The organism is Microcystis flos-aquae FACHB-1344, assembly GCF_014698375.1.
GTDB lineage: Bacteria > Cyanobacteriota > Cyanobacteriia > Cyanobacteriales > Microcystaceae > Microcystis > Microcystis aeruginosa.
Map to the genome: position 1 here is coordinate 1 of NZ_JACJSW010000192.1, position 17,375 is coordinate 17,375.

Sequence of the window (17,375 nt, forward strand, 5' to 3'; positions counted from 1 at the left end):
GCCGCCCTCCTTGGCCAGAAGCGGTCAGAATGATTGCTTCTCTTGGGGGGTTTTTAGGTAGAAAAGGTGACGGTGAACCAGGTGTTAAAACTATTTGGTTGGGACTGCGAAGGTTACATGATATCAGCCAGACTTGGAAACTATCTCATCAAATTAGTTCCCCCATAGAACCCCCTTGAGCCATCTGGCACACTTTTCTCTTTTTGTCAAATTTTATGTTAAGAAAGATGTGACTAATGGATAGCTTGATAAGGGGGGTGCCGATAGGCGGGGGGATCTACCCTTGATAAGGGGGGTGTCTGAGAACTTTTAACACCTACCTACTTAAGTCGGTAAGTCGCCTCGTAGGTTGGGTTGAGCGAAACAATACGGAGTCGAAAATGGCTCAATTCGATTGAAAAAGCGAAACCCAACCACCCCAACGGTTATTCTTAGTTGGGTGTAAAGCACCTTATCTGAGGTTAAAATTTATTCTTTCTAATTGTTGCTAGAAATGGGTTATGATGTTTATGCGTTTAGGGGCTAAAGGAGAAAAATCATGGTACATTGGTCACTAACCGGATCAGCTTTAGGACAAAAAGGCGCAAAAAAGGGAAGCTTATCCCAATACGTTGAAGAAGCGGCACAAAGAGCGAGCTTTGAAGCAACCGTGGATTCTGTCCAAGAACGTAACTCGCGTTATTCCGAGGAAGAAATCGAAGAATCTATCAATGAGGCTATCCGAGAAACTCGTGCTGCGTCTCGTTCTTGATACCAATATTCTAATTTCTGCACTGTTACGCAAAAACACACCGCCTTATCTTCTTTATACAGGTTATCCCTACCTAGGATGAAAATAATTATAAATTTCCTTAGCTAATTGTTCCCCAATTCCTGTCACCTGTTGCAATTGTTCTAGGGAAGCTTCGCGAATATAATCCAGAGAATGAAAATGAGCTAATAAATCTTTTTGTCGCTTAAAACCTAACCCCGGTATCTCATCCAGACGGGAACGGCGACTTTTTTGCATCCTTTGTTGTCGGTGAAAGCTAACAGCAAAGCGGTGCGCTTCATCCCTGACTCGACGCAATAATTGCACTCCGGGTTGTTCCTTATCTGTCTCTAAAGGAGAGGATTCCCCGGGTAAAAAAATCTCCTCTCTCTGTTTAGCTAAACTAACAACTTTTACCTGTTCTAATAAATTCATCTCCCCTAAAACTGTCACCACGGCCGATAATTGTCCTTTTCCCCCATCAATCATAACCAAATCGGGAAAATCATCACTTTCGGCAATATTATCGGTATTTTCGGCATAACGACGGAAACGCCGGCGAATTACCTCTGCTAAACTGGCAAAATCATCGGAATGGCCGATTTTAACCTCGGGATTTTTGATTTTATAGTGACGATAATGTTGATTAGCGGCCACCCCATCGATAAACACCACTCCCGACGCGACTGCATTAGAACCCTGAATATGAGAAATATCATAACCCTCGATGCGGTGGGGTAGTGCCGGTAAATCGAGAATTACCGCTAAATCCTGCAAAGACTGTAAATCTCGGTCGGCGCTTCTTTTCGTCTTTTCTAACTCATAAAGAGCGTTTTTCTCGACCATAGCTAATAAATCCGCTTTACTTTGCCGTTGGGGAACAGTTAACTCGACTTTGCGACCTTTTTTTTCCCTTAACCACCCCGCTAACACCTCACCTTCCGGTAATTCGCAGGGTAACAGGATTTCGCTAGGAATTTCCACCCCTTCCACCGATAAATAATGTTCTTCCAGGACTTTTTGCAGGATTTCTCCCTCGTTTGCTGACTGACTATCGGCAAAAAATCCCAAACGTCCCACCAAACGACCAGAACGCACTTGGAATAATTGTATGCAACAATGCTGCTCGTCCTTAGCTAAAGCGATTGCGTCCCGGGATACGGTATCATCAGGTAAAGAGACTTTTTGATCGGTATTAAGGGCCTGTAATCCGCGAATTTGATCCCTAATCGTGGCCGCTTGTTCAAAATCTAGGTTTTCCGACGCTGCGAGCATCTTTGCCGCTAATTTCTCTAATAATTCCCCCGTCCTTCCCTGAAAAATCATCGCCACTTTCTGCAAGGTTTCTCGATAATCTTGGGGACTGATTAATTTTTGACAAACCCCCGGACAACGACCGATATCATAATTTAAACAGGGACGGTCTTTAAACAGAGGTTGGGGACGTTGACGCAGGGGAAAAGTGCGTTTAATTAGGTGTAAAGTGTGGCGCAGCAGCCTTGTATCGACGTAGGGACCATAATAACGGTCTTTTTGGTTATTTATGCTACGTTTGCGGGTAATAAAAATGCGCGGGTAGGTTTCCGACCAAGTAATACAAATGTATGGATATTTTTTATCGTCCTTGAGGAGAGTATTAAAATGGGGCTGATGTTGTTTAATTAGATTAGCTTCCAGGGCCAAGGATTCTGCTTCCGTGTCGGTGACGATAAATTCAATTTCCGTCACCTGTCGTACCATCAAAGCAATGCGGGGACTGAGGGGTTGACTGGGACGAAAATAGGAACGGACTCTAGACCGGAGTTTTTTGGATTTACCGATGTAGAGAATTTCGCCATTTTGGTCGCGCAGGAAGTACACCCCCGGTTCGAGGGGAATTTCCCGAAGACGATTTTCTAGGCGATCGAGGTCTTGGATTAGGGTAGAGTTAAGATTATTCCCGAACATCTTTCTATATTAGGGTTTGCGGCAAAAAGTTTTTCGGTGGGTGTAGGGTGTGGGGTGTGGGGTTTTACCGATTTTCAGGGAAAAAGTCCCGGAATTTTCCCCCCGATTACTCCAATGGCCGGTACTTTTGGATTTCAAAAAGGTCTAAAAGTCTTATCGAACAATGTTTTTAGATTTATTCAGCAAACCCTATGTTAGACAAAAAATTACGTCAGTGGGTATTAGCTGACGTTTGGCAAGATATTTAGGGCAAATCTTCACAAAAATTAATAGGCTTCCGATTCGATTTGCTTAATCGGGACGAAACATTCCCCGGGGAGAAGAATCGGTTTATTGTTAAAAATTAATTGGCCCCGATGATTGTTGCGGTTAATAGCGACACCAAAAGGACGTTTACTAACTCTGCTATTGAGGGTACAGTAGATGCGATAAATGCGTCTGGCCGCCCGTAAGACAGTAGGATCTAACAAAATTGGGATTTCCATATCGACACGTTGTTGTTCTGTTTTCTCGGATAGGGCTACCATAGCACTCGTCTCCCCACGATTAAATTGACATATTTATTAAATCAATGGTATATGACGATTTCCGATTATGCCACTTTTGTTAGGATTCTAAAACTTTTAGGATGGCCTGGCCCATAGCTTGGCATCCCACTAAGGTCATACCTTCCGAGAAAATATCTCCGGTACGATAACCGAACTCTAAGACTTTTTCGACGGCTTTTTCCAGCGCTGCTGCCGCTAAAGGCTGATTTAGCCCATATTTTAACATCATAGCAGCGCTGAGAATCTGGGCGATCGGATTGGCTTTATCTTGGCCGGCGATATCCGGGGCCGAACCGTGGACGGGTTCAAAAACTCCCACCCCAGCAGTCCCTAAACTAGCGGAGGGTAACATTCCGATACTACCGGTTAACATGGCCGCTTCATCGGAGAGAATATCACCGAATAAATTGCCCGTGACGATAGTATCAAATTGTTTGGGGGCCCGGACTAACTGCATGGCCGCGTTATCGACGTAGAGATGGGAAAGTTCCACATCGGGATAATTAGCGGCCATTTTCGTCATCCGGTCGCGCCAGAGTTGGGAAACATCAAGAACATTAGCTTTATCGACGGAACAGAGTTTATTGCCGCGTTTTTGGGCAATTTCAAAGGCTACCTTAGCGATGCGGTCCACCTCCGATTCCAAGTAAACCATGGTATTTACACCGCATTTTTCTCCCGTTTCTGTCTCAAAAATCCCCTTCGGTTGACCGAAGTAGATACCCCCGGTCAATTCCCGGACGACCATGATATCCACTCCCTCGATAATCTCCCGTTTGAGACTAGAAGCGTCAATTAATTGCGGAAAAATGGTGGCAGGACGTAAATTAGCAAAAAGACCTAAGCCAGATCTTAAGCCTAATAATCCCGTTTCTGGCCTTTGCTGCCGGGGCAAATTATCCCATTTATAACCCCCGATAGCGGCCAGGAGAACAGCATCACTATTTTTACAGGCGCTCAGAGTTGCTTCGGGGAGGGGACTGCCGGTTTCATCAATGGCTGCCCCTCCAATTAAAGCGGTTTGGAAGTCAAACTGGAGGTCAAATTTTTTAGCGATGACTTTCAGTATCTCTACGGTGACAGCGAGGATTTCCGGCCCGATGCCATCGCCGGGTAGTAGGGTAATGCGATACTGTTGCGTCATAGTTCTAGAACGGTAAAATAGGTCAGACTCTTAATTATAACATAGTTAGGGTTGGCTGAATAAATCTAAAAACCTTGTTGGATAAGGCTTTTAGACTTTTTTCCCCTCAAAAAGTGCCAGCGATTGCAGTGATTGGGGGGAAAATTCCGGGACTTTTTCCCTGAAAATTAGGTAATTGAACCTCTGAAAATCGGTAAAATCCTACACCCTACACCCACCGAAAAACTTTTTGCCGCAAACCCTAATTAAAGGGGCAGTTAATCCCCGATAACTACACTAATTCTACATGGGAATCATCCCCGATCATAAAGCGTAAAGCTTTTGGACGTTGGGGGGCAATTTCTAATTTTGCCCGTCGTCCAATAACACTATCAACTATGCGCTGATGAATGCCAATAATCGTGGCATCTTTGAGAATAACACTGTGTTCTATGTCGGCATCGATTAATTTTACTCCATTAGCCACACTACTATAGGGACCGATAAAACAATTCTCAATGTGACAATTTTCTCCAATAATGACAGGACCGCGAATGGTACTATTAATAATTTTACTACCCTGACCAATTTGTACCCGTCCGATCACCTGACTATTAGCATCAATTTCTCCCTGCAAAGCGATTTCTAGACTGGTATCAAGGATAATCCGATTTGCTTCTAATAAATCATCTTTTTTACCCGTATCTAACCACCAACCCAGTAGTTTATTGGCTTCTACTGCTTTATTTTGATTGATTAATTCTTGGATAGCATCGGTAATTTCTAACTCACCCCGGCCCGAAGGTTGAATAGATGCGATCGCTTGGTGAATGGTGGGGGCAAAAAAATAAATCCCTACCAAAGCTAAATTTGAGGGGGGTTCTTTGGGTTTTTCGACTAAGTATAAAACTTTGCCAGTTTCATCTACTTTTGCTACCCCAAAAGCACTAGGATTAGACACTTTTCGCAGGAGAATTAAAGCATCAAGGGACTGTTTTTGGAAAGAGTCTAAAAAGGGCGATAAATCATCCTCAATTAGGTTATCACCCAAGTACATAATAAAGGGGGAATCTCCTAGGAAAGATTGGGCAGTTTTAACCGCGTGAGCTAATCCGGCTGGTTGTTCTTGGCGAATATAAGTTATCTTAGCCCCAAACTGTTCACCATTGCCCGTGGTCTGACGAATTTCTTCCCCGGTTTCGGGACTGATAATAATGCCAATATCGGTAATTCCTGCGGCGACAATTGACTCGATTCCATACCATAAAATCGGTTTATTGGCCACGGGAACTAACTGTTTTGCCCCGGTATAGGTTAGGGGACGTAACCTCGTACCTTTGCCACCGGATAAAATTAGTGCTTTCATAGTTTTAAAGATTAAATAGTTGGTTGAGCATAGCTTTGAGAGAATCTCGCCAATAGGGAGGAATATAACCCAATTGTTGCGAGATTTTTTGACCAGAAAGAACCGAATAGGCCGGACGCACTGCTGGGGTAGGATATTCAGCAGTAGTAATGGGAATTACTCTCTGAATTTTTAAGGGAATACCGCTTATTTTTGCCTCCTCAAAAATAGCTTTAGTTAAATCAAACCAACTGGCAACACCGCTATTAGTAAAATTATAGATTCCTGCGGGATTATCGACATTAATTAAAAGCTGAGTAATGGCCGTGGCGATATCTTTGGCCCAAGTGGGACTTCCCACCTGATCAACAACTACTTTTAACTCCTCTCTTTCCTTACCTAATCTCAGCATAGTTTTGACAAAATTACTTTTGCCATAACTGCCGTAAACCCAAGCAGTACGCAGGATAATTGCCTGAGAATTAACAGTTTTAATCTCCTCTTCTCCCCTTAACTTTGATTGTCCATAAACCCCTAAAGGATTAGTTAGATCGGTTTCTAGATAGGGGGTATTTTTTCGACCATCAAACACATAATCGGTGGAAATATGGAGAAATTTAGCTTGAATTTTCTCGGCAGATTCCGCCATAATTTTCGGGGCTGTAGCATTGATAGAATAGGCTAATTCTGGCTCGGTTTCGGCTTTATCCACTGCCGTATAAGCGGCGGCATTAACCAGATAATCGGGGTGAATTTCCCTAATTAACTGGCGGATTTTTTCCGAGTTAGTTAAATCTAGTTCTTCTCGACCGATACTAATAACTTCGCCCAAGAATGGTAAAGTTACTTGTAACTCTTGTCCTACTTGACCTTTAGCACCAATTATTAAAACTTTTTTCATTGTCTTTAGGGGAAAACTTCCACGGATTTAAAGGGTTGTCCAGCTTGGTCTTTAGGGGAGAGAATCGGCGGAGTCTCTAGAGGCCAGTCAATCCCTAAATCGGCATCATTCCATAAAATAGTTTTTTCGTATTGGGGATAATAATAATTAGTGGTTTTGTAGAGAAATTCGGCTCGGTCGGAGAGGACTAGAAAACCATGGGCAAAACCTTCCGGGACCCAGAAAATACGTTTATTTTCCGCACTTAAAACACAGCCTACCCATTGCCCAAAAGTGGGGGAACTTTTACGCGCATCCACTGCCACATCAAAAACACTACCGTTCACTACTCGCACCAGTTTACCCTGGGGATTGGGGATTTGATAGTGTAATCCTCGCAGGACATTTTTTAAGGACATAGAGTGATTATCCTGGACAAAAGTGGTATTAACCCCAGTTTTTTCTCGAAAATCTTTCTGATTAAAACTTTCCAAGAAAAAACCTCGATCGTCTCCGTAAACTTGCGGTTCAATGATTAAAACATCAGGAATTTCCGTCGGAATAACTTTCATAAAATCGGAGACAATATAACTTTTGCGGGTAGTCTAGCACAAAAGGGTATTTTTTTCTAAATTTTTTGATTAATCTTTCCTCGGTAACTGAACAATGATAAGATGAGCCTAACTTAGTCAGAGCATAAACGACGTGGTACAAGTCTCTACACACACCGCTACTCAATCTATCCCCCTGGAGGGAGAAGCCTTAAAAAACTGGTTACAGACTAGGGCTAATCAGATTATCGCCGGCGATCGACTCAGTCAGCAAGAGGCCCTAGCTTTAACTGCGATCGAAGGTCAGGAAAATATTTTCAGCTTATGTGAGGCTGCCGATCGCATTCGTCAGGCCTGTTGTGGTAATACGGTGGATTTATGTAGCATTATCAACATAAAATCGGGAAGTTGTTCGGAAAATTGCAGTTTTTGTTCCCAATCCGCCCACCATCCCGGACAAGATTCGCCTATCTACGGTTTAAAAAGTCGCGAGGAAATTGTCAGCCATGCGAAAGCAGCAGCCGAAGCGGGGGCTAAACGCTTCTGTTTAGTTAGTCAAGGCCGGGGATTAAAGTATAATAGCCCTAAATCGCAGGAATTCGAGGAAATACTGGCCACAGTTCAAGAAATCATCGAAACGGCCAAGATTAAACCCTGTTGCGCCCTGGGAGAGTTAACCCTTGCCCAAGCGCAAGCCTTAAAAGAAGCCGGAGTTACCCGTTATAATCACAATCTGGAGGCTGCCGAGAATTTTTATCCTAACGTGGTCTCCACCCACAGTTGGCAGGATCGGGTAGAAACGGTAAAAAACCTAAAAGCGGCGGGAATTCAAGCTTGTACGGGCGGAATTATCGGTATGGGGGAAAGTTGGACCGATCGTATCGATTTAGCTTTTTCTCTGGCGGAATTAGAAGTGGAATCAGTGCCGATTAACCTATTAAACCCCAGAAGTGGCACCCCTTTAGGTCATTTACCCAAACTGGATCCCTTGACTGCCCTAAAAGCAATCGCTATTTTCCGGTTTATCTTGCCCCAACAAATCCTCCGTTATGCCGGGGGACGAGAGGCAGTCATGGGAGAATTGCAAAATCTGGGGCTAAAATCGGGAATTAATGCTATGCTGATTGGACATTATTTGACCACTCTAGGACAACCCCCCCAACAGGATCAGGCGATGTTGGCTGATCTTAGTTTAATAGGAGGAGAAGCCCCCATCCCCGGTGAATACCAACCCCAACAGGCAACCTAAATCACGTCGAGGACGAGAATCTCCGCCCCGGCGCGCTTCCGTATCGGTTCCCAATGAGTTACTCTGGGCTTTGATTGGTTTGTTGCTGACAATTTTTAGTACATTTGTTCCAGTAAGTCTGGCTAGTTGGTCGGCTACGGGTCTATCTTCGCAAAAACTGGGCATAACTTACCAAATTGGGGCAGTATTGTTAACGGGCTGTCTGGGGGGCAAAAATGCCGGGCTTCTTGCCCAGGTGGCCTATATTTTTCTCGGTTTAACTTGGTTGCCCGTGTTTGCCCAGGGTGGGGGAATGGGTTATCTGAAAGAACCCAGTTTTGGCTATATTTTAGGCTTTATGCCGGGGGCATGGCTGTGTGGTTGGCTGGCTTTTCGCTGGCGCGCCAAGATAGAAACCCTGGCTTTAAGTGCTTTTGCCGGTTTGTTAGTTATTCATCTGTGCGGTTTATTATATATGCTGGGATTGTCGATTTTTCAGCCCCAAGCTAGTCAAATCACCTTTCCCGATAGTTTGCCCACCCTATTTATGAATTATTCAGTCTGGCCATTTTTAGGGCAGTTAGTAGTAATTTGTGTGGTGGTAATTATTGCCTTTTTCTTCCGTAAATTATTATTTTATTGATGCCACAGCCAATGTTAAAAAAGAATCGCTGGTTTTGGATAGTGGCGGTGCTTGGTCTAATTTTAGACCAAGTAACTAAGTATATAACCGTGCAGAGTTTTGAGCAAATTGGTGAGACTTTCCCGATTATTCCGGGGGTTTTTCATTTCACCTATGTGATTAATACTGGGGCGGCTTTTAGTGCTTTTCGGGGCGGTGTTGGTTGGCTAAAATGGCTATCCTTATTAGTTAGTTTGGGATTAATGGCTTTTGCTTACTTTGGACCGCATTTAAATCGTTGGGAACAATTAGCCTACGGTTTTATTTTAGCAGGGGCTTTCGGCAATGGTATCGATCGCTTTTTGTTTGGTTATGTGGTGGATTTTCTCGATTTTAGATTGATTAATTTTCCTGTTTTTAATCTGGCTGATGTCTTTATTAATATCGGGATTATTTGCCTATTAATTTCTACCTTTCCCCACAAGTCAAGGGTCCCGTAGGGGCGAAGCATTCGAGCGATAACCTATCGCTGAAACCGTAGATTTCCTATCCGAATGCTTCGCCCTTACTTTTTCTGTTCAAAAAAATCGGGGATTTAGTATTATATTCCTGGAGTCCTGATCATTTAAATATTTTGGAAATCTAGATAATTCCTGTTGAGTACCAATCATAATAAATCCGTTGAGTATAAGCTACATATCAGCAGAGACACTCATGCAAAAGGGGGAATAAATAATCAGTTTTTCATAACTGGATTTAGTATTACATATTCCTGTGCTTGTTCAAGCAAATAATAAACGTCCTTTAGGTTCAGGAATTTCTCGGCCTAATTCCTGTGCTGTTTCAATCCATTGTTGAATAATGATTTCAGCATTTTGCACAGCTTCTTGATAAGTTTCTCCATCAGCCATACATCCTGCAAGTTCTGGAACTTCAACGATAAATAGTTGATCCTCATTACTCCAGTAAATAATCAGTTCATAACGAATTTTCATCTTGATATCCTAACTTATATTTTAAAATCAGACTACGAATTTGCTTAACTTGATAGACTTTGGCTTTTCCTTGTTTGGGTTGCAGATTTAAAATTTCTTCAACTCCTTCTTTGGTAAAAATATGATGACTTCCTCCTATTCGTTGATCAAATCCTAATTTCCTCAGTAGTTGACAAAGTTGCTCGAAGGGAATGTTAGCATCAGAATTACCTAAAAGAATTTTAATCAATAATTTATCCTGTTTGCTCATACATCCGATAAATATAAGTAGGGAGGCACAATTATTTGTAGGATTGGTTAGCGGTAGCGTAACATAATCGGGCGTTGGGTTTCATGCTTCAACCCAACCTACGTTCTGGAAAAAAACTTAATTGAAGCTCATTTACCTAGATAAAAATAAGCTATTATTCCTGTTTTTTATCGGTGCTGGGTGGATGCCAACCTCCCCGGATCCATAATCGACGAACTTTAACGATAAAACCTTCATTATGATTGTCATCATTTAAGTCCAAACGTTCAATAGTTGCCCTAGCGATGGGAGTAAGTCCCACTATTTTTAAAGCATCTGGTGTCCAGATAAAATGTTCTTGCCAATGCTGTTGGCGCGGATTGAATATTTCTACTTCTTGTTCTGTTTTCGGATCAATTGCCTTGATAAAATTGTAGCGATATCTGTTACATCTTTGGCAAGCTAAAGCTAAGTTTGCCAATTCATCTCTGCCTCCTAAAGATTTGGGCTGAATGTGATCTACTTCAAATAGTGCGGCACTAATTTCTTCTGGAGAATGACAGTATTCACACAGATAGTTGGCTCTTGCTCGGACTTGTAATCGAGTGGTGATACTAATCATTTAGATTCAGCAACTATTCGCGCATTTAACAGCGTGAAAATCTCGTTTAACTCTAAAATACCGGCCAATTCTGCGGTTTCTTGAGAATTAAGTTGGGAATTTTTTTCTAGTTCCCGTAGTTCCTCCAATCGACACTGCAATTCCTCGGTGAATTTAAAGAGATAATTTTCCCTTACTGGCGATAGCTTAATTCCTTTTTCAATCCAGGAAGAGGGCTTGACCATCAGTTGAGTTAACATCACTTTCTCCCTAACTTTAATCCTTAACCTAATCCTAACACGATTAGTTATCCTCGATCGGGTGAGCAATGCCCACCCGAAAAACTATGCTTCTGTTGCAGAATTAGAGCGATCGAATTTACTAACTAACTGAGGATTTTCTGACCAAGCATCGATAACACTCATATTACCATTGAGAAAATTCTGTTTAATAGCGCGGCGTTGAATTTTGCCACTGGCAGTTTTGAGAATTGTTCCCGATTTAGCCAGAACAATCGCATGGGTCATAATTTCGTGTTCTTCGGCGATTTCTTGACGGATATCGGCGATTAATTTGGCCGTATCTAATTCGCCGCTGCGACGTTCTAATTCCTGGACAATAACTAACTGTTCTTCCCCATTATCTTCAATGGAAAAAGCCGCACCATAATCGGGACGAAAAACCTCATTAAGATGCTGTACTGACCATTCTAAATCCTGGGGATAATGATTACTGCCACGGACAATAATTAAATCCTTAATCCGTCCCGTGATATACAATTCCCCATCGAGAAGAAAACCTAAATCTCCGGTGCGTAAAAACGGTCCTTCTCCTGTATCAGCAAGATAAGCTTGAAAAGTCTCTTTGGTTGCGTCTTCCCGTTGCCAATATCCAGCGGCCATACTGGGGTCACTGGCCCAAATTTCGCCCACTTCATCGGCTGCACAAAGGGTGAAAGTATCGGGATTAACCATAGCTATACGGGTATCACAGACGCGACGACCACAACTGGGGACGTATCTAACTCCCGTGGTTCGATCGGAGCCTACAGGGACAATTTTACCGCGTTCGTAGGCGGTTGCATCCAAAGCGGTGATAATTGGGGTGGTTCCCTTGGGTTTATTGGAAATCAAGAGGGTATATTCAGCTAATCCGTAGGCAGGGGCGAAAGTTTGCCAAGAAAAGCCGTAATCGGCAAAAGTATCGACAAATTTGGCCATGACCTTCGGGTTAATCGGTTCGGCGGCATTTCCTGCGGCCTGCCAACTGCTCAGGTCTAATTCCGCTAAATCGGCAGCTTTAATCCTACGAGTACAAAGATCATAGGCGAAGTTGGGGGCCTGACTATGAGTAACTTTGTACTTAGTAATATTTTTTAACCACTGCATCGGACGCTTAATAAAAGCAAAGGGAGACATGAGATAGCAGGGTGTACCGTTGTAGAGGGGGACGGTGATACCTTCGACTAACCCGTAATCGTGGAAATAGGGCATCCAAGTGAGGGTAACGCTATCCGGTTCGTAACCACAAGCTTTTTGCAAGTAACCGCAATGGTGCATCAGGTTAAAATGACTTAACATCACTCCTTTGGGGATATTAGTCGAACCGGAGGTATATTGCAGATAAGCAAGCGCCGATTTATCCACCTGGGGATCTTGCCATTGGTCCGCGAGGGAAATATCAATACTTTCGGTAGTAATCCATTTCATTTGGTCGAATTCAGGGAATTCTTCCTTAACACCTTCAATAAGAGTCAGAATACTTTCGGTAACTAGGGCAAAGGTGGCATTAGCATCCTTGACAATTGCTCGTAAACGGGGCAGAGTGCGCTTAAGTCGTCCCGATTCCGGTGGGGGGACGGGAATGGCAATCACTCCCGCATAAAGACAACCACAAAAAGCGGCCACTACTTCTAAACTTTGAGGATAGAGTAATAGGGCGCGTTCCCCTTGGGCCTGGTATTTTTGCAAATAGGCGGCGATTGCTCTTGCTTGGCGATCGAGTTCACTGTAGGTTAAAGGTGGGGTTTCTTTTTTACCATCGATAAGAAAAGTGTAGGCATGGCCCTCTGGTTGTGCCGTGGCGCGGTAACGTAAGAGTTCTACTAGGGTGGCAGGTTGAATTAAGGTTTCAGTCATCGTTGTTATCGGGCTTATTGGCGCTATTGTATAGAAGTTTTAAGATATTTGCCCATGGCGCTAGGATAAAGTGCGAAAGGCGATCGGTCAAGGTATAGGATTAAGTTATTGGTTAAAATCCCGCCCGCCTTATCTGTGCAATTGTGGTAAAAAGCTATAATTAATCAACCCTAAAATATCGGGAAAAAGTCATGACAGCCCTAGACATTATCCCAGATGTCACCTATCCCCCCACAGATTTATGGAGTGATGAACCACCATTGGAAAGTGATCTACACCTGCAACAGATCATCATTCTCCTTAGTTGTCTAGAATTATTATGGCGCGAGAGGAGTGATTACTACGCTTCGGGAAATCTAACCATCTACTACAACGCGGAACAATTAAAAAAACGTGATTTCTGTGGTCCTGATTTTTTTGTGGTTTTAGATACAGAAAAACGTCCCCGCAAAAGTTGGGTAGTTTGGGGAGAACAGGGTAAATATCCCGATGTAATTGTCGAGATTCTCTCCGATTCTACGGCCAATATTGACCGCAATAACAAGAAAATTCTCTACCAAAATACCTTTCGCACTCCTAATTATTTTTGGTTCGATCCTAATACGTTAGAATTGCAGGGATTTAGACTAATTGAGGGACAATATCAAGCCATTTCTCCCAATGACCAAGGTTATTTATGGAGTGAACAGTTAGGATTATATTTAGGGATATTTGACCGTAAACTGCGTTATTTTACCGCCAATGGTCAATTAGTCCCCACTCCTCAAGAAGCTGAGTTACAGCAACGACAGGCCAAAGAACAGGCTATTTTAGCCAAAGAACAGGCTCTTTTAGAGAAAGAAAGGGAACGTCAGGCTAAGGAAAAATTAGCACAAAAACTACGAGAATTAGGCATCGATCCCGATACAATTTAACTGAAGTGGCAAAAGTTCTGGAGAAAGTAAACCTAAATGAGAGGTCGTGAGAAAACTTATGAGTGATATTGAACTTCGGCAGTCAGTTTATGACCTTCTTTTATCCCTGAGAGGATTGGATGCGCTCAAAAAATTATTCTGGTCTGAGTTAAATTACGAGCGAGAAAATCAAACCCTGTCCCGACGCAATTGGCCGGATAAAGCAGTAGAAGCATTAGCAGAAGATCCAATCCTATTAGCTTCTGGAGGGGAAGATTTTCAGGTTATTTATGCTCGTCTTAACTCTAAGCAACTGCTGCTCAATTTAGAGCGTCTTGTCATCAATCAACTGCTAAAAAACCATCCCTACTCTCTCTTTGTTTTCTCTGATTTCCACCAAGAACGGTGGCATTTTATCAATGTTAAATATGATGTTAAACAAGAAAAACGGCAAGTCTTGCGGCGAATTACAGTGGGTCCGGGGGAACAGTTACGAACCGCCACAGAACGCCTAAGTTTACTAGATTTAGATAATATTAGTTCCGAGTCTCCTTTAGCGATTCAGGAACGTCATGATGAAGCTTTTGATGTTGAGAAAGTTACTAAGAAATTTTTTGAACAGTATCGCTCGGTCTTTGAAAAAGTTGAGCAATTAATTACCAAAACTATCCCTAATGCTGACCAGAGAAGACTATTTACTCAGAAGCTATTTAATCGCCTGATGTTTATTGTTTTTATCCAGAAAAAAGGTTGGCTGAAGTTTAACGAACAAACAAACTATCTAGAAACCTTATGGCAGGATTATCAGAATGATAACAGCACCTCGGACAAAAACTTTTATCATAATCGCTTGACTCATCTGTTTTTTACGGGACTAAATAATCCCCAACAAACGGATATTATTGGTATCAATAACGGTGGTTTTCTTCGGCAAATAATCGGCACAGTTCCCTATCTTAATGGCGGATTATTTGAACAGGATGAAGATGACCGCAATCCTAATATAATAGTACCCGATCAGGCGATCGATGTTATCTTACAGGGCCTTTTTAGTAATTTTAATTTCACTGTAACTGAGAGTACACCCCTTGATGTGGAGGTAGCAGTGGACCCAGAAATGTTGGGAAAAGTATTTGAGGAATTAGTCACGGGAAGACATGAATCAGGCAGTTATTACACACCTAAACCGATTGTTTCTTTTATGTGTCGGGAGGCGTTGAAGGGATATTTAAGCAGTAAATTAACTTCTGAAAACAAAGAAGCGATTGAGCTTTTTGTTGACGAATATAATGCTATTAACTTAAAGAATCCAGAGGCAGTTTTAGAAACCTTAAAACAGGTCAAAGTCTGTGATCCTGCCTGTGGAAGTGGAGCTTATTTATTGGGAATGTTGCATGAGTTATTAGATTTGCGTCAGTGTTTATTTGCCACTAAAGGTATTGATTATAAAACGGTTTATCAGCGCAAGTTAGAGATTATTGAAACTAATATCTATGGAGTTGACATCGATCCTTTTGCGGTTAATATTGCTCGCTTAAGGTTATGGCTTTCCTTAGCGGTTGAATATGATGGGGACAATCCGCCACCGCTACCGAATTTGAAGTTTAAAATCGAAACAGGAGATAGTCTAACTGCTCCTAATCCCCAAGGTTCTGGGATGGTGCGCGAGGAGTTTATCCATCGGTTTAGGGAAGCTAAAGCCAAGTATTTAAGAGCGCATTTAGGCAGTGATAAACAAAGTCTTGAACAGGAGATTAATGAGGTTAAGAAACAGATTGCTTTATTAACCCATGGCAGTGCTTCTGTGATTGCGAGTGATAAGGAAGCTATCTCAAAAGGGTTTGATTGGGTGGTGGAGTTTGCCGAGGTATTAGCGGAGGGAGGTTTTGATATTCAGGTAGCAAATCCCCCCTATGTGAGACAGGAATTGATTAAGGATTTAAAACCAACTTTAAAGCAGGTTTTCCCGGAAGTTTATACAGGAACATCGGATTTATATTGTTTCTTTTATGCGAGAGCTTTACAATTACTTAAAACTGGGGGAATGTTAGCTTTTATTTCCTCAAATAAATGGTTCCGGGCAAAGTATGGGGAGAAGTTAAGAGAGCATATCGCTGATACTTGTCAGGTGAGAAGTATTACCGATTTTGGGGAGTTGCCAGTTTTTGAAAGTGCAGCTGTTTTAGTGATGATTTTTCTCGCTCAGAAGCAATCAGATATAAAATTAAACACTCAATTTACTCAAGTTAAATCTTTAGAGTCACCTTATCCTGATATTAAAACTGTTATTAATGAACAGGGAACAATTTTACCTAATAATTCTTTAAATGGTAAAAATTGGCTATTAAGTGATTCTACTACGGCAAGTTTAATCAATAAAATGTCAGCAGCCGGTATTCCTTTAGGTGAATACGTCAATGAAAAAATTTATTATGGTATTAAAACTGGTTTTAATAAAGCCTTTGTGATTGATGGTGCAAAACGAGCAGAATTAATTGCTAAAGATACTAAAAGTGCAGAGATTATTAAACCTTTAGCTGTGGGTGATGATGTGAGAAAATGGCGCATAAATTACAAAGACAAATGGTTGATTTTCATTCCTTGGCATTTTCCTTTACATCAAGATACTAGCATTACTGGAAGTTCTCTTAAAGCTGAAAAAGAATTTGAGAGAATATATCCATCTATTTATGGTCATCTTGCAAAATATCAAAAGGAACTTTCATTGAGAAATAAGGCAGAAACTGGAATTAGATATGAATGGTACGCTTTACAAAGATGTGCAGCTACATATTTTGAAGAATTTGAAAAACCTAAGATTGTTTTTCCAGATATTGCAAAAGAGTCACGTTTTTCCTTAGATGAAAAAGGTCTTTATATTAACGATACAACCTTTATGATTCCAGTTTATGATCTTTATCTTCTGGGGGTACTTAATTCATTAACGGTATTAAAATATTATCATCAATTAAGCCCTCAGATTTTGGGGGGACATTTAAGATTTAAACGTCAATATGTTGAAAAAATCCCCATCCCTCCCGCTTCTGAATCTGAAAAAGAACCCATCATCAAATTAGTACAAAAATGCTTAGATGCCAAAGGGGTTAACTGTGAAGAATGGGAGAAAGAGATAGATGAGAGAGTAGCGGCATTGTATGGATTGTAAGGGGTTAGATACCCGAATTATTAAAGAAGTCGGGTATCTGAAATCATCACAGATACTCGACTTCTTAAAGGTATCTGAAATCATCACAGAACTATGTTAAACAAAAAAATACTTAAGCAAAATTAGTAGATTAAGTTGAGGAAAACAATTTCGATTTCTTTATTAAGTAGCTGGTTATAATTAAGTTAAAAATGGATTTTAGGTCTGATCCCCCCTGCCCCCCTTGATAAGCTATCCATTAGTCGGATCTTTCTTAACAAAAAGAGAAGAAACTTAAAAAAAGGGGAAACGATTGATAGGTATAGTTTTGAAAGAAGGAATTAAGGTGGAGGTAAGCAAAAAAATGGAGAAATGGGCA

General features: G+C 41.7%; 18 protein-coding genes. 7 read left to right on the forward strand and 11 right to left on the reverse strand.

What is annotated here, in order from left to right; translation table 11 throughout:
* Nucleotides 1-179: IS4 family transposase (locus H6G48_RS19505; RefSeq protein WP_277925625.1), on the forward strand; the 179-nt coding region annotated here is incomplete at its 5' end.
* Nucleotides 180-538: 359 nt separating this feature from the next.
* The gene (locus tag H6G48_RS19510; protein ID WP_190722908.1) at nucleotides 539-751 is read left to right on the forward strand and encodes a ribbon-helix-helix domain-containing protein; all 213 of its coding nucleotides are present in this window, start codon (nucleotides 539-541) and stop codon (nucleotides 749-751) included.
* A 69-nt stretch (nucleotides 752-820) separates the two neighbouring features.
* Here H6G48_RS19510 and uvrC read toward each other — a convergent pair whose 3' ends face one another.
* From uvrC to rfbC, 6 genes are all read right to left on the reverse strand, one after another.
* Complete coding sequence (gene uvrC / locus H6G48_RS19515; protein ID WP_190722909.1) at nucleotides 821-2,698, reverse strand: excinuclease ABC subunit UvrC; 1,878 nt, start codon at nucleotides 2,696-2,698, stop codon at nucleotides 821-823.
* A 266-nt stretch (nucleotides 2,699-2,964) separates the two neighbouring features.
* Nucleotides 2,965-3,225 (reverse strand): hypothetical protein, encoded by a 261-nt coding sequence (locus tag H6G48_RS19520; RefSeq protein WP_002797442.1) that lies wholly within the window; start codon nucleotides 3,223-3,225, stop codon nucleotides 2,965-2,967.
* 79 nt (nucleotides 3,226-3,304) lie between these two features.
* Complete coding sequence (gene leuB, locus H6G48_RS19525; RefSeq protein ID WP_190722910.1) at nucleotides 3,305-4,390, reverse strand: 3-isopropylmalate dehydrogenase; 1,086 nt, start codon at nucleotides 4,388-4,390, stop codon at nucleotides 3,305-3,307.
* Nucleotides 4,391-4,661: 271 nt separating this feature from the next.
* The gene (locus H6G48_RS19530) at nucleotides 4,662-5,735 is read right to left on the reverse strand and encodes a glucose-1-phosphate thymidylyltransferase (RefSeq protein WP_190722911.1); all 1,074 of its coding nucleotides are present in this window, start codon (nucleotides 5,733-5,735) and stop codon (nucleotides 4,662-4,664) included.
* A gap of 4 nt (nucleotides 5,736-5,739) precedes the next feature.
* A complete protein-coding gene (rfbD, locus tag H6G48_RS19535) occupies nucleotides 5,740-6,615 on the reverse strand; it encodes a dTDP-4-dehydrorhamnose reductase (RefSeq protein ID WP_190722912.1) in 876 nt (291 codons plus the stop codon).
* Between the two features lie 5 nt (nucleotides 6,616-6,620).
* A complete protein-coding gene (gene rfbC, locus H6G48_RS19540; RefSeq protein ID WP_147070713.1) occupies nucleotides 6,621-7,166 on the reverse strand; it encodes a dTDP-4-dehydrorhamnose 3,5-epimerase in 546 nt (181 codons plus the stop codon).
* 133 nt (nucleotides 7,167-7,299) lie between these two features.
* Here rfbC and bioB point away from each other — a divergent pair, with 133 nt between their 5' ends.
* The 3 genes from bioB to lspA are packed head-to-tail and all read left to right on the forward strand — an operon-like array spanning nucleotide 7,300 to nucleotide 9,495.
* The gene (gene bioB, locus H6G48_RS19545; protein ID WP_190722913.1) at nucleotides 7,300-8,394 is read left to right on the forward strand and encodes a biotin synthase BioB; all 1,095 of its coding nucleotides are present in this window, start codon (nucleotides 7,300-7,302) and stop codon (nucleotides 8,392-8,394) included.
* The gene (locus H6G48_RS19550; RefSeq protein WP_190722914.1) at nucleotides 8,366-9,016 is read left to right on the forward strand and encodes a biotin transporter BioY; all 651 of its coding nucleotides are present in this window, start codon (nucleotides 8,366-8,368) and stop codon (nucleotides 9,014-9,016) included. The genes bioB and H6G48_RS19550 overlap by 29 nt, the downstream gene beginning before the upstream one ends.
* An 11-nt stretch (nucleotides 9,017-9,027) precedes the next feature.
* Nucleotides 9,028-9,495, forward strand: a complete 468-nt coding sequence (gene lspA / locus H6G48_RS19555) for a signal peptidase II (protein ID WP_002797433.1) — start codon at nucleotides 9,028-9,030, stop codon at nucleotides 9,493-9,495.
* Between the two features lie 282 nt (nucleotides 9,496-9,777).
* Here lspA and H6G48_RS19560 read toward each other — a convergent pair whose 3' ends face one another.
* From H6G48_RS19560 to H6G48_RS19580, 5 genes are all read right to left on the reverse strand, one after another.
* Nucleotides 9,778-9,990: a type II toxin-antitoxin system HicB family antitoxin gene (locus tag H6G48_RS19560; RefSeq protein ID WP_002776225.1), complete on the reverse strand. Its 213-nt coding sequence runs from the start codon at nucleotides 9,988-9,990 to the stop codon at nucleotides 9,778-9,780.
* On the reverse strand, nucleotides 9,974-10,240 hold the full coding sequence (locus tag H6G48_RS19565) for a type II toxin-antitoxin system HicA family toxin (RefSeq protein ID WP_002797432.1): 267 nt from the start codon (nucleotides 10,238-10,240) through the stop codon (nucleotides 9,974-9,976). Before H6G48_RS19565 ends, H6G48_RS19560 begins: the two co-directional genes overlap by 17 nt.
* Nucleotides 10,241-10,394: 154 nt before the next feature.
* Complete coding sequence (locus tag H6G48_RS19570) at nucleotides 10,395-10,841, reverse strand: HNH endonuclease (protein ID WP_190722915.1); 447 nt, start codon at nucleotides 10,839-10,841, stop codon at nucleotides 10,395-10,397.
* Entirely contained in the window at nucleotides 10,838-11,080 is a 243-nt protein-coding gene (locus H6G48_RS19575; protein ID WP_002767156.1) for a hypothetical protein, read from the reverse strand. The genes H6G48_RS19570 and H6G48_RS19575 overlap by 4 nt, the downstream gene beginning before the upstream one ends.
* An 84-nt stretch (nucleotides 11,081-11,164) precedes the next feature.
* Entirely contained in the window at nucleotides 11,165-12,958 is a 1,794-nt protein-coding gene (locus H6G48_RS19580; RefSeq protein ID WP_190722916.1) for a fatty acyl-AMP ligase, read from the reverse strand.
* Nucleotides 12,959-13,149: 191 nt separating this feature from the next.
* Here H6G48_RS19580 and H6G48_RS19585 point away from each other — a divergent pair, with 191 nt between their 5' ends.
* Nucleotides 13,150-13,872 carry a Uma2 family endonuclease gene (locus tag H6G48_RS19585; protein WP_190722917.1) on the forward strand — a complete coding sequence of 241 codons (723 nt, stop codon included), beginning with the start codon at nucleotides 13,150-13,152 and terminating at the stop codon, nucleotides 13,870-13,872.
* Between the two features lie 58 nt (nucleotides 13,873-13,930).
* The gene (locus H6G48_RS19590) at nucleotides 13,931-17,017 is read left to right on the forward strand and encodes an Eco57I restriction-modification methylase domain-containing protein (RefSeq protein WP_190722918.1); all 3,087 of its coding nucleotides are present in this window, start codon (nucleotides 13,931-13,933) and stop codon (nucleotides 17,015-17,017) included.
* Nucleotides 17,018-17,375: the final 358 nt, after the last annotated feature.

Coding starts and splice junctions, on each gene's coding strand:
- H6G48_RS19575 (WP_002767156.1), bottom strand. CDS start 11,080: ATGTTAACTCAACTGATGGTCAAGCCCTCTTCCTGGATTGAAAAAGGA.
- H6G48_RS19585 (WP_190722917.1), top strand. CDS start 13,150: ATGACAGCCCTAGACATTATCCCAGATGTCACCTATCCCCCCACAGAT.
- H6G48_RS19570 (WP_190722915.1), bottom strand. CDS start 10,841: ATGATTAGTATCACCACTCGATTACAAGTCCGAGCAAGAGCCAACTAT.
- H6G48_RS19580 (WP_190722916.1), bottom strand. CDS start 12,958: ATGACTGAAACCTTAATTCAACCTGCCACCCTAGTAGAACTCTTACGT.
- leuB (WP_190722910.1), bottom strand. CDS start 4,390: ATGACGCAACAGTATCGCATTACCCTACTACCCGGCGATGGCATCGGG.
- lspA (WP_002797433.1), top strand. CDS start 9,028: ATGTTAAAAAAGAATCGCTGGTTTTGGATAGTGGCGGTGCTTGGTCTA.
- uvrC (WP_190722909.1), bottom strand. CDS start 2,698: ATGTTCGGGAATAATCTTAACTCTACCCTAATCCAAGACCTCGATCGC.
- H6G48_RS19565 (WP_002797432.1), bottom strand. CDS start 10,240: ATGAGCAAACAGGATAAATTATTGATTAAAATTCTTTTAGGTAATTCT.
- H6G48_RS19520 (WP_002797442.1), bottom strand. CDS start 3,225: ATGGTAGCCCTATCCGAGAAAACAGAACAACAACGTGTCGATATGGAA.
- H6G48_RS19530 (WP_190722911.1), bottom strand. CDS start 5,735: ATGAAAGCACTAATTTTATCCGGTGGCAAAGGTACGAGGTTACGTCCC.
- H6G48_RS19560 (WP_002776225.1), bottom strand. CDS start 9,990: ATGAAAATTCGTTATGAACTGATTATTTACTGGAGTAATGAGGATCAA.
- H6G48_RS19510 (WP_190722908.1), top strand. CDS start 539: ATGGTACATTGGTCACTAACCGGATCAGCTTTAGGACAAAAAGGCGCA.
- rfbD (WP_190722912.1), bottom strand. CDS start 6,615: ATGAAAAAAGTTTTAATAATTGGTGCTAAAGGTCAAGTAGGACAAGAG.
- rfbC (WP_147070713.1), bottom strand. CDS start 7,166: ATGAAAGTTATTCCGACGGAAATTCCTGATGTTTTAATCATTGAACCG.
- H6G48_RS19590 (WP_190722918.1), top strand. CDS start 13,931: ATGAGTGATATTGAACTTCGGCAGTCAGTTTATGACCTTCTTTTATCC.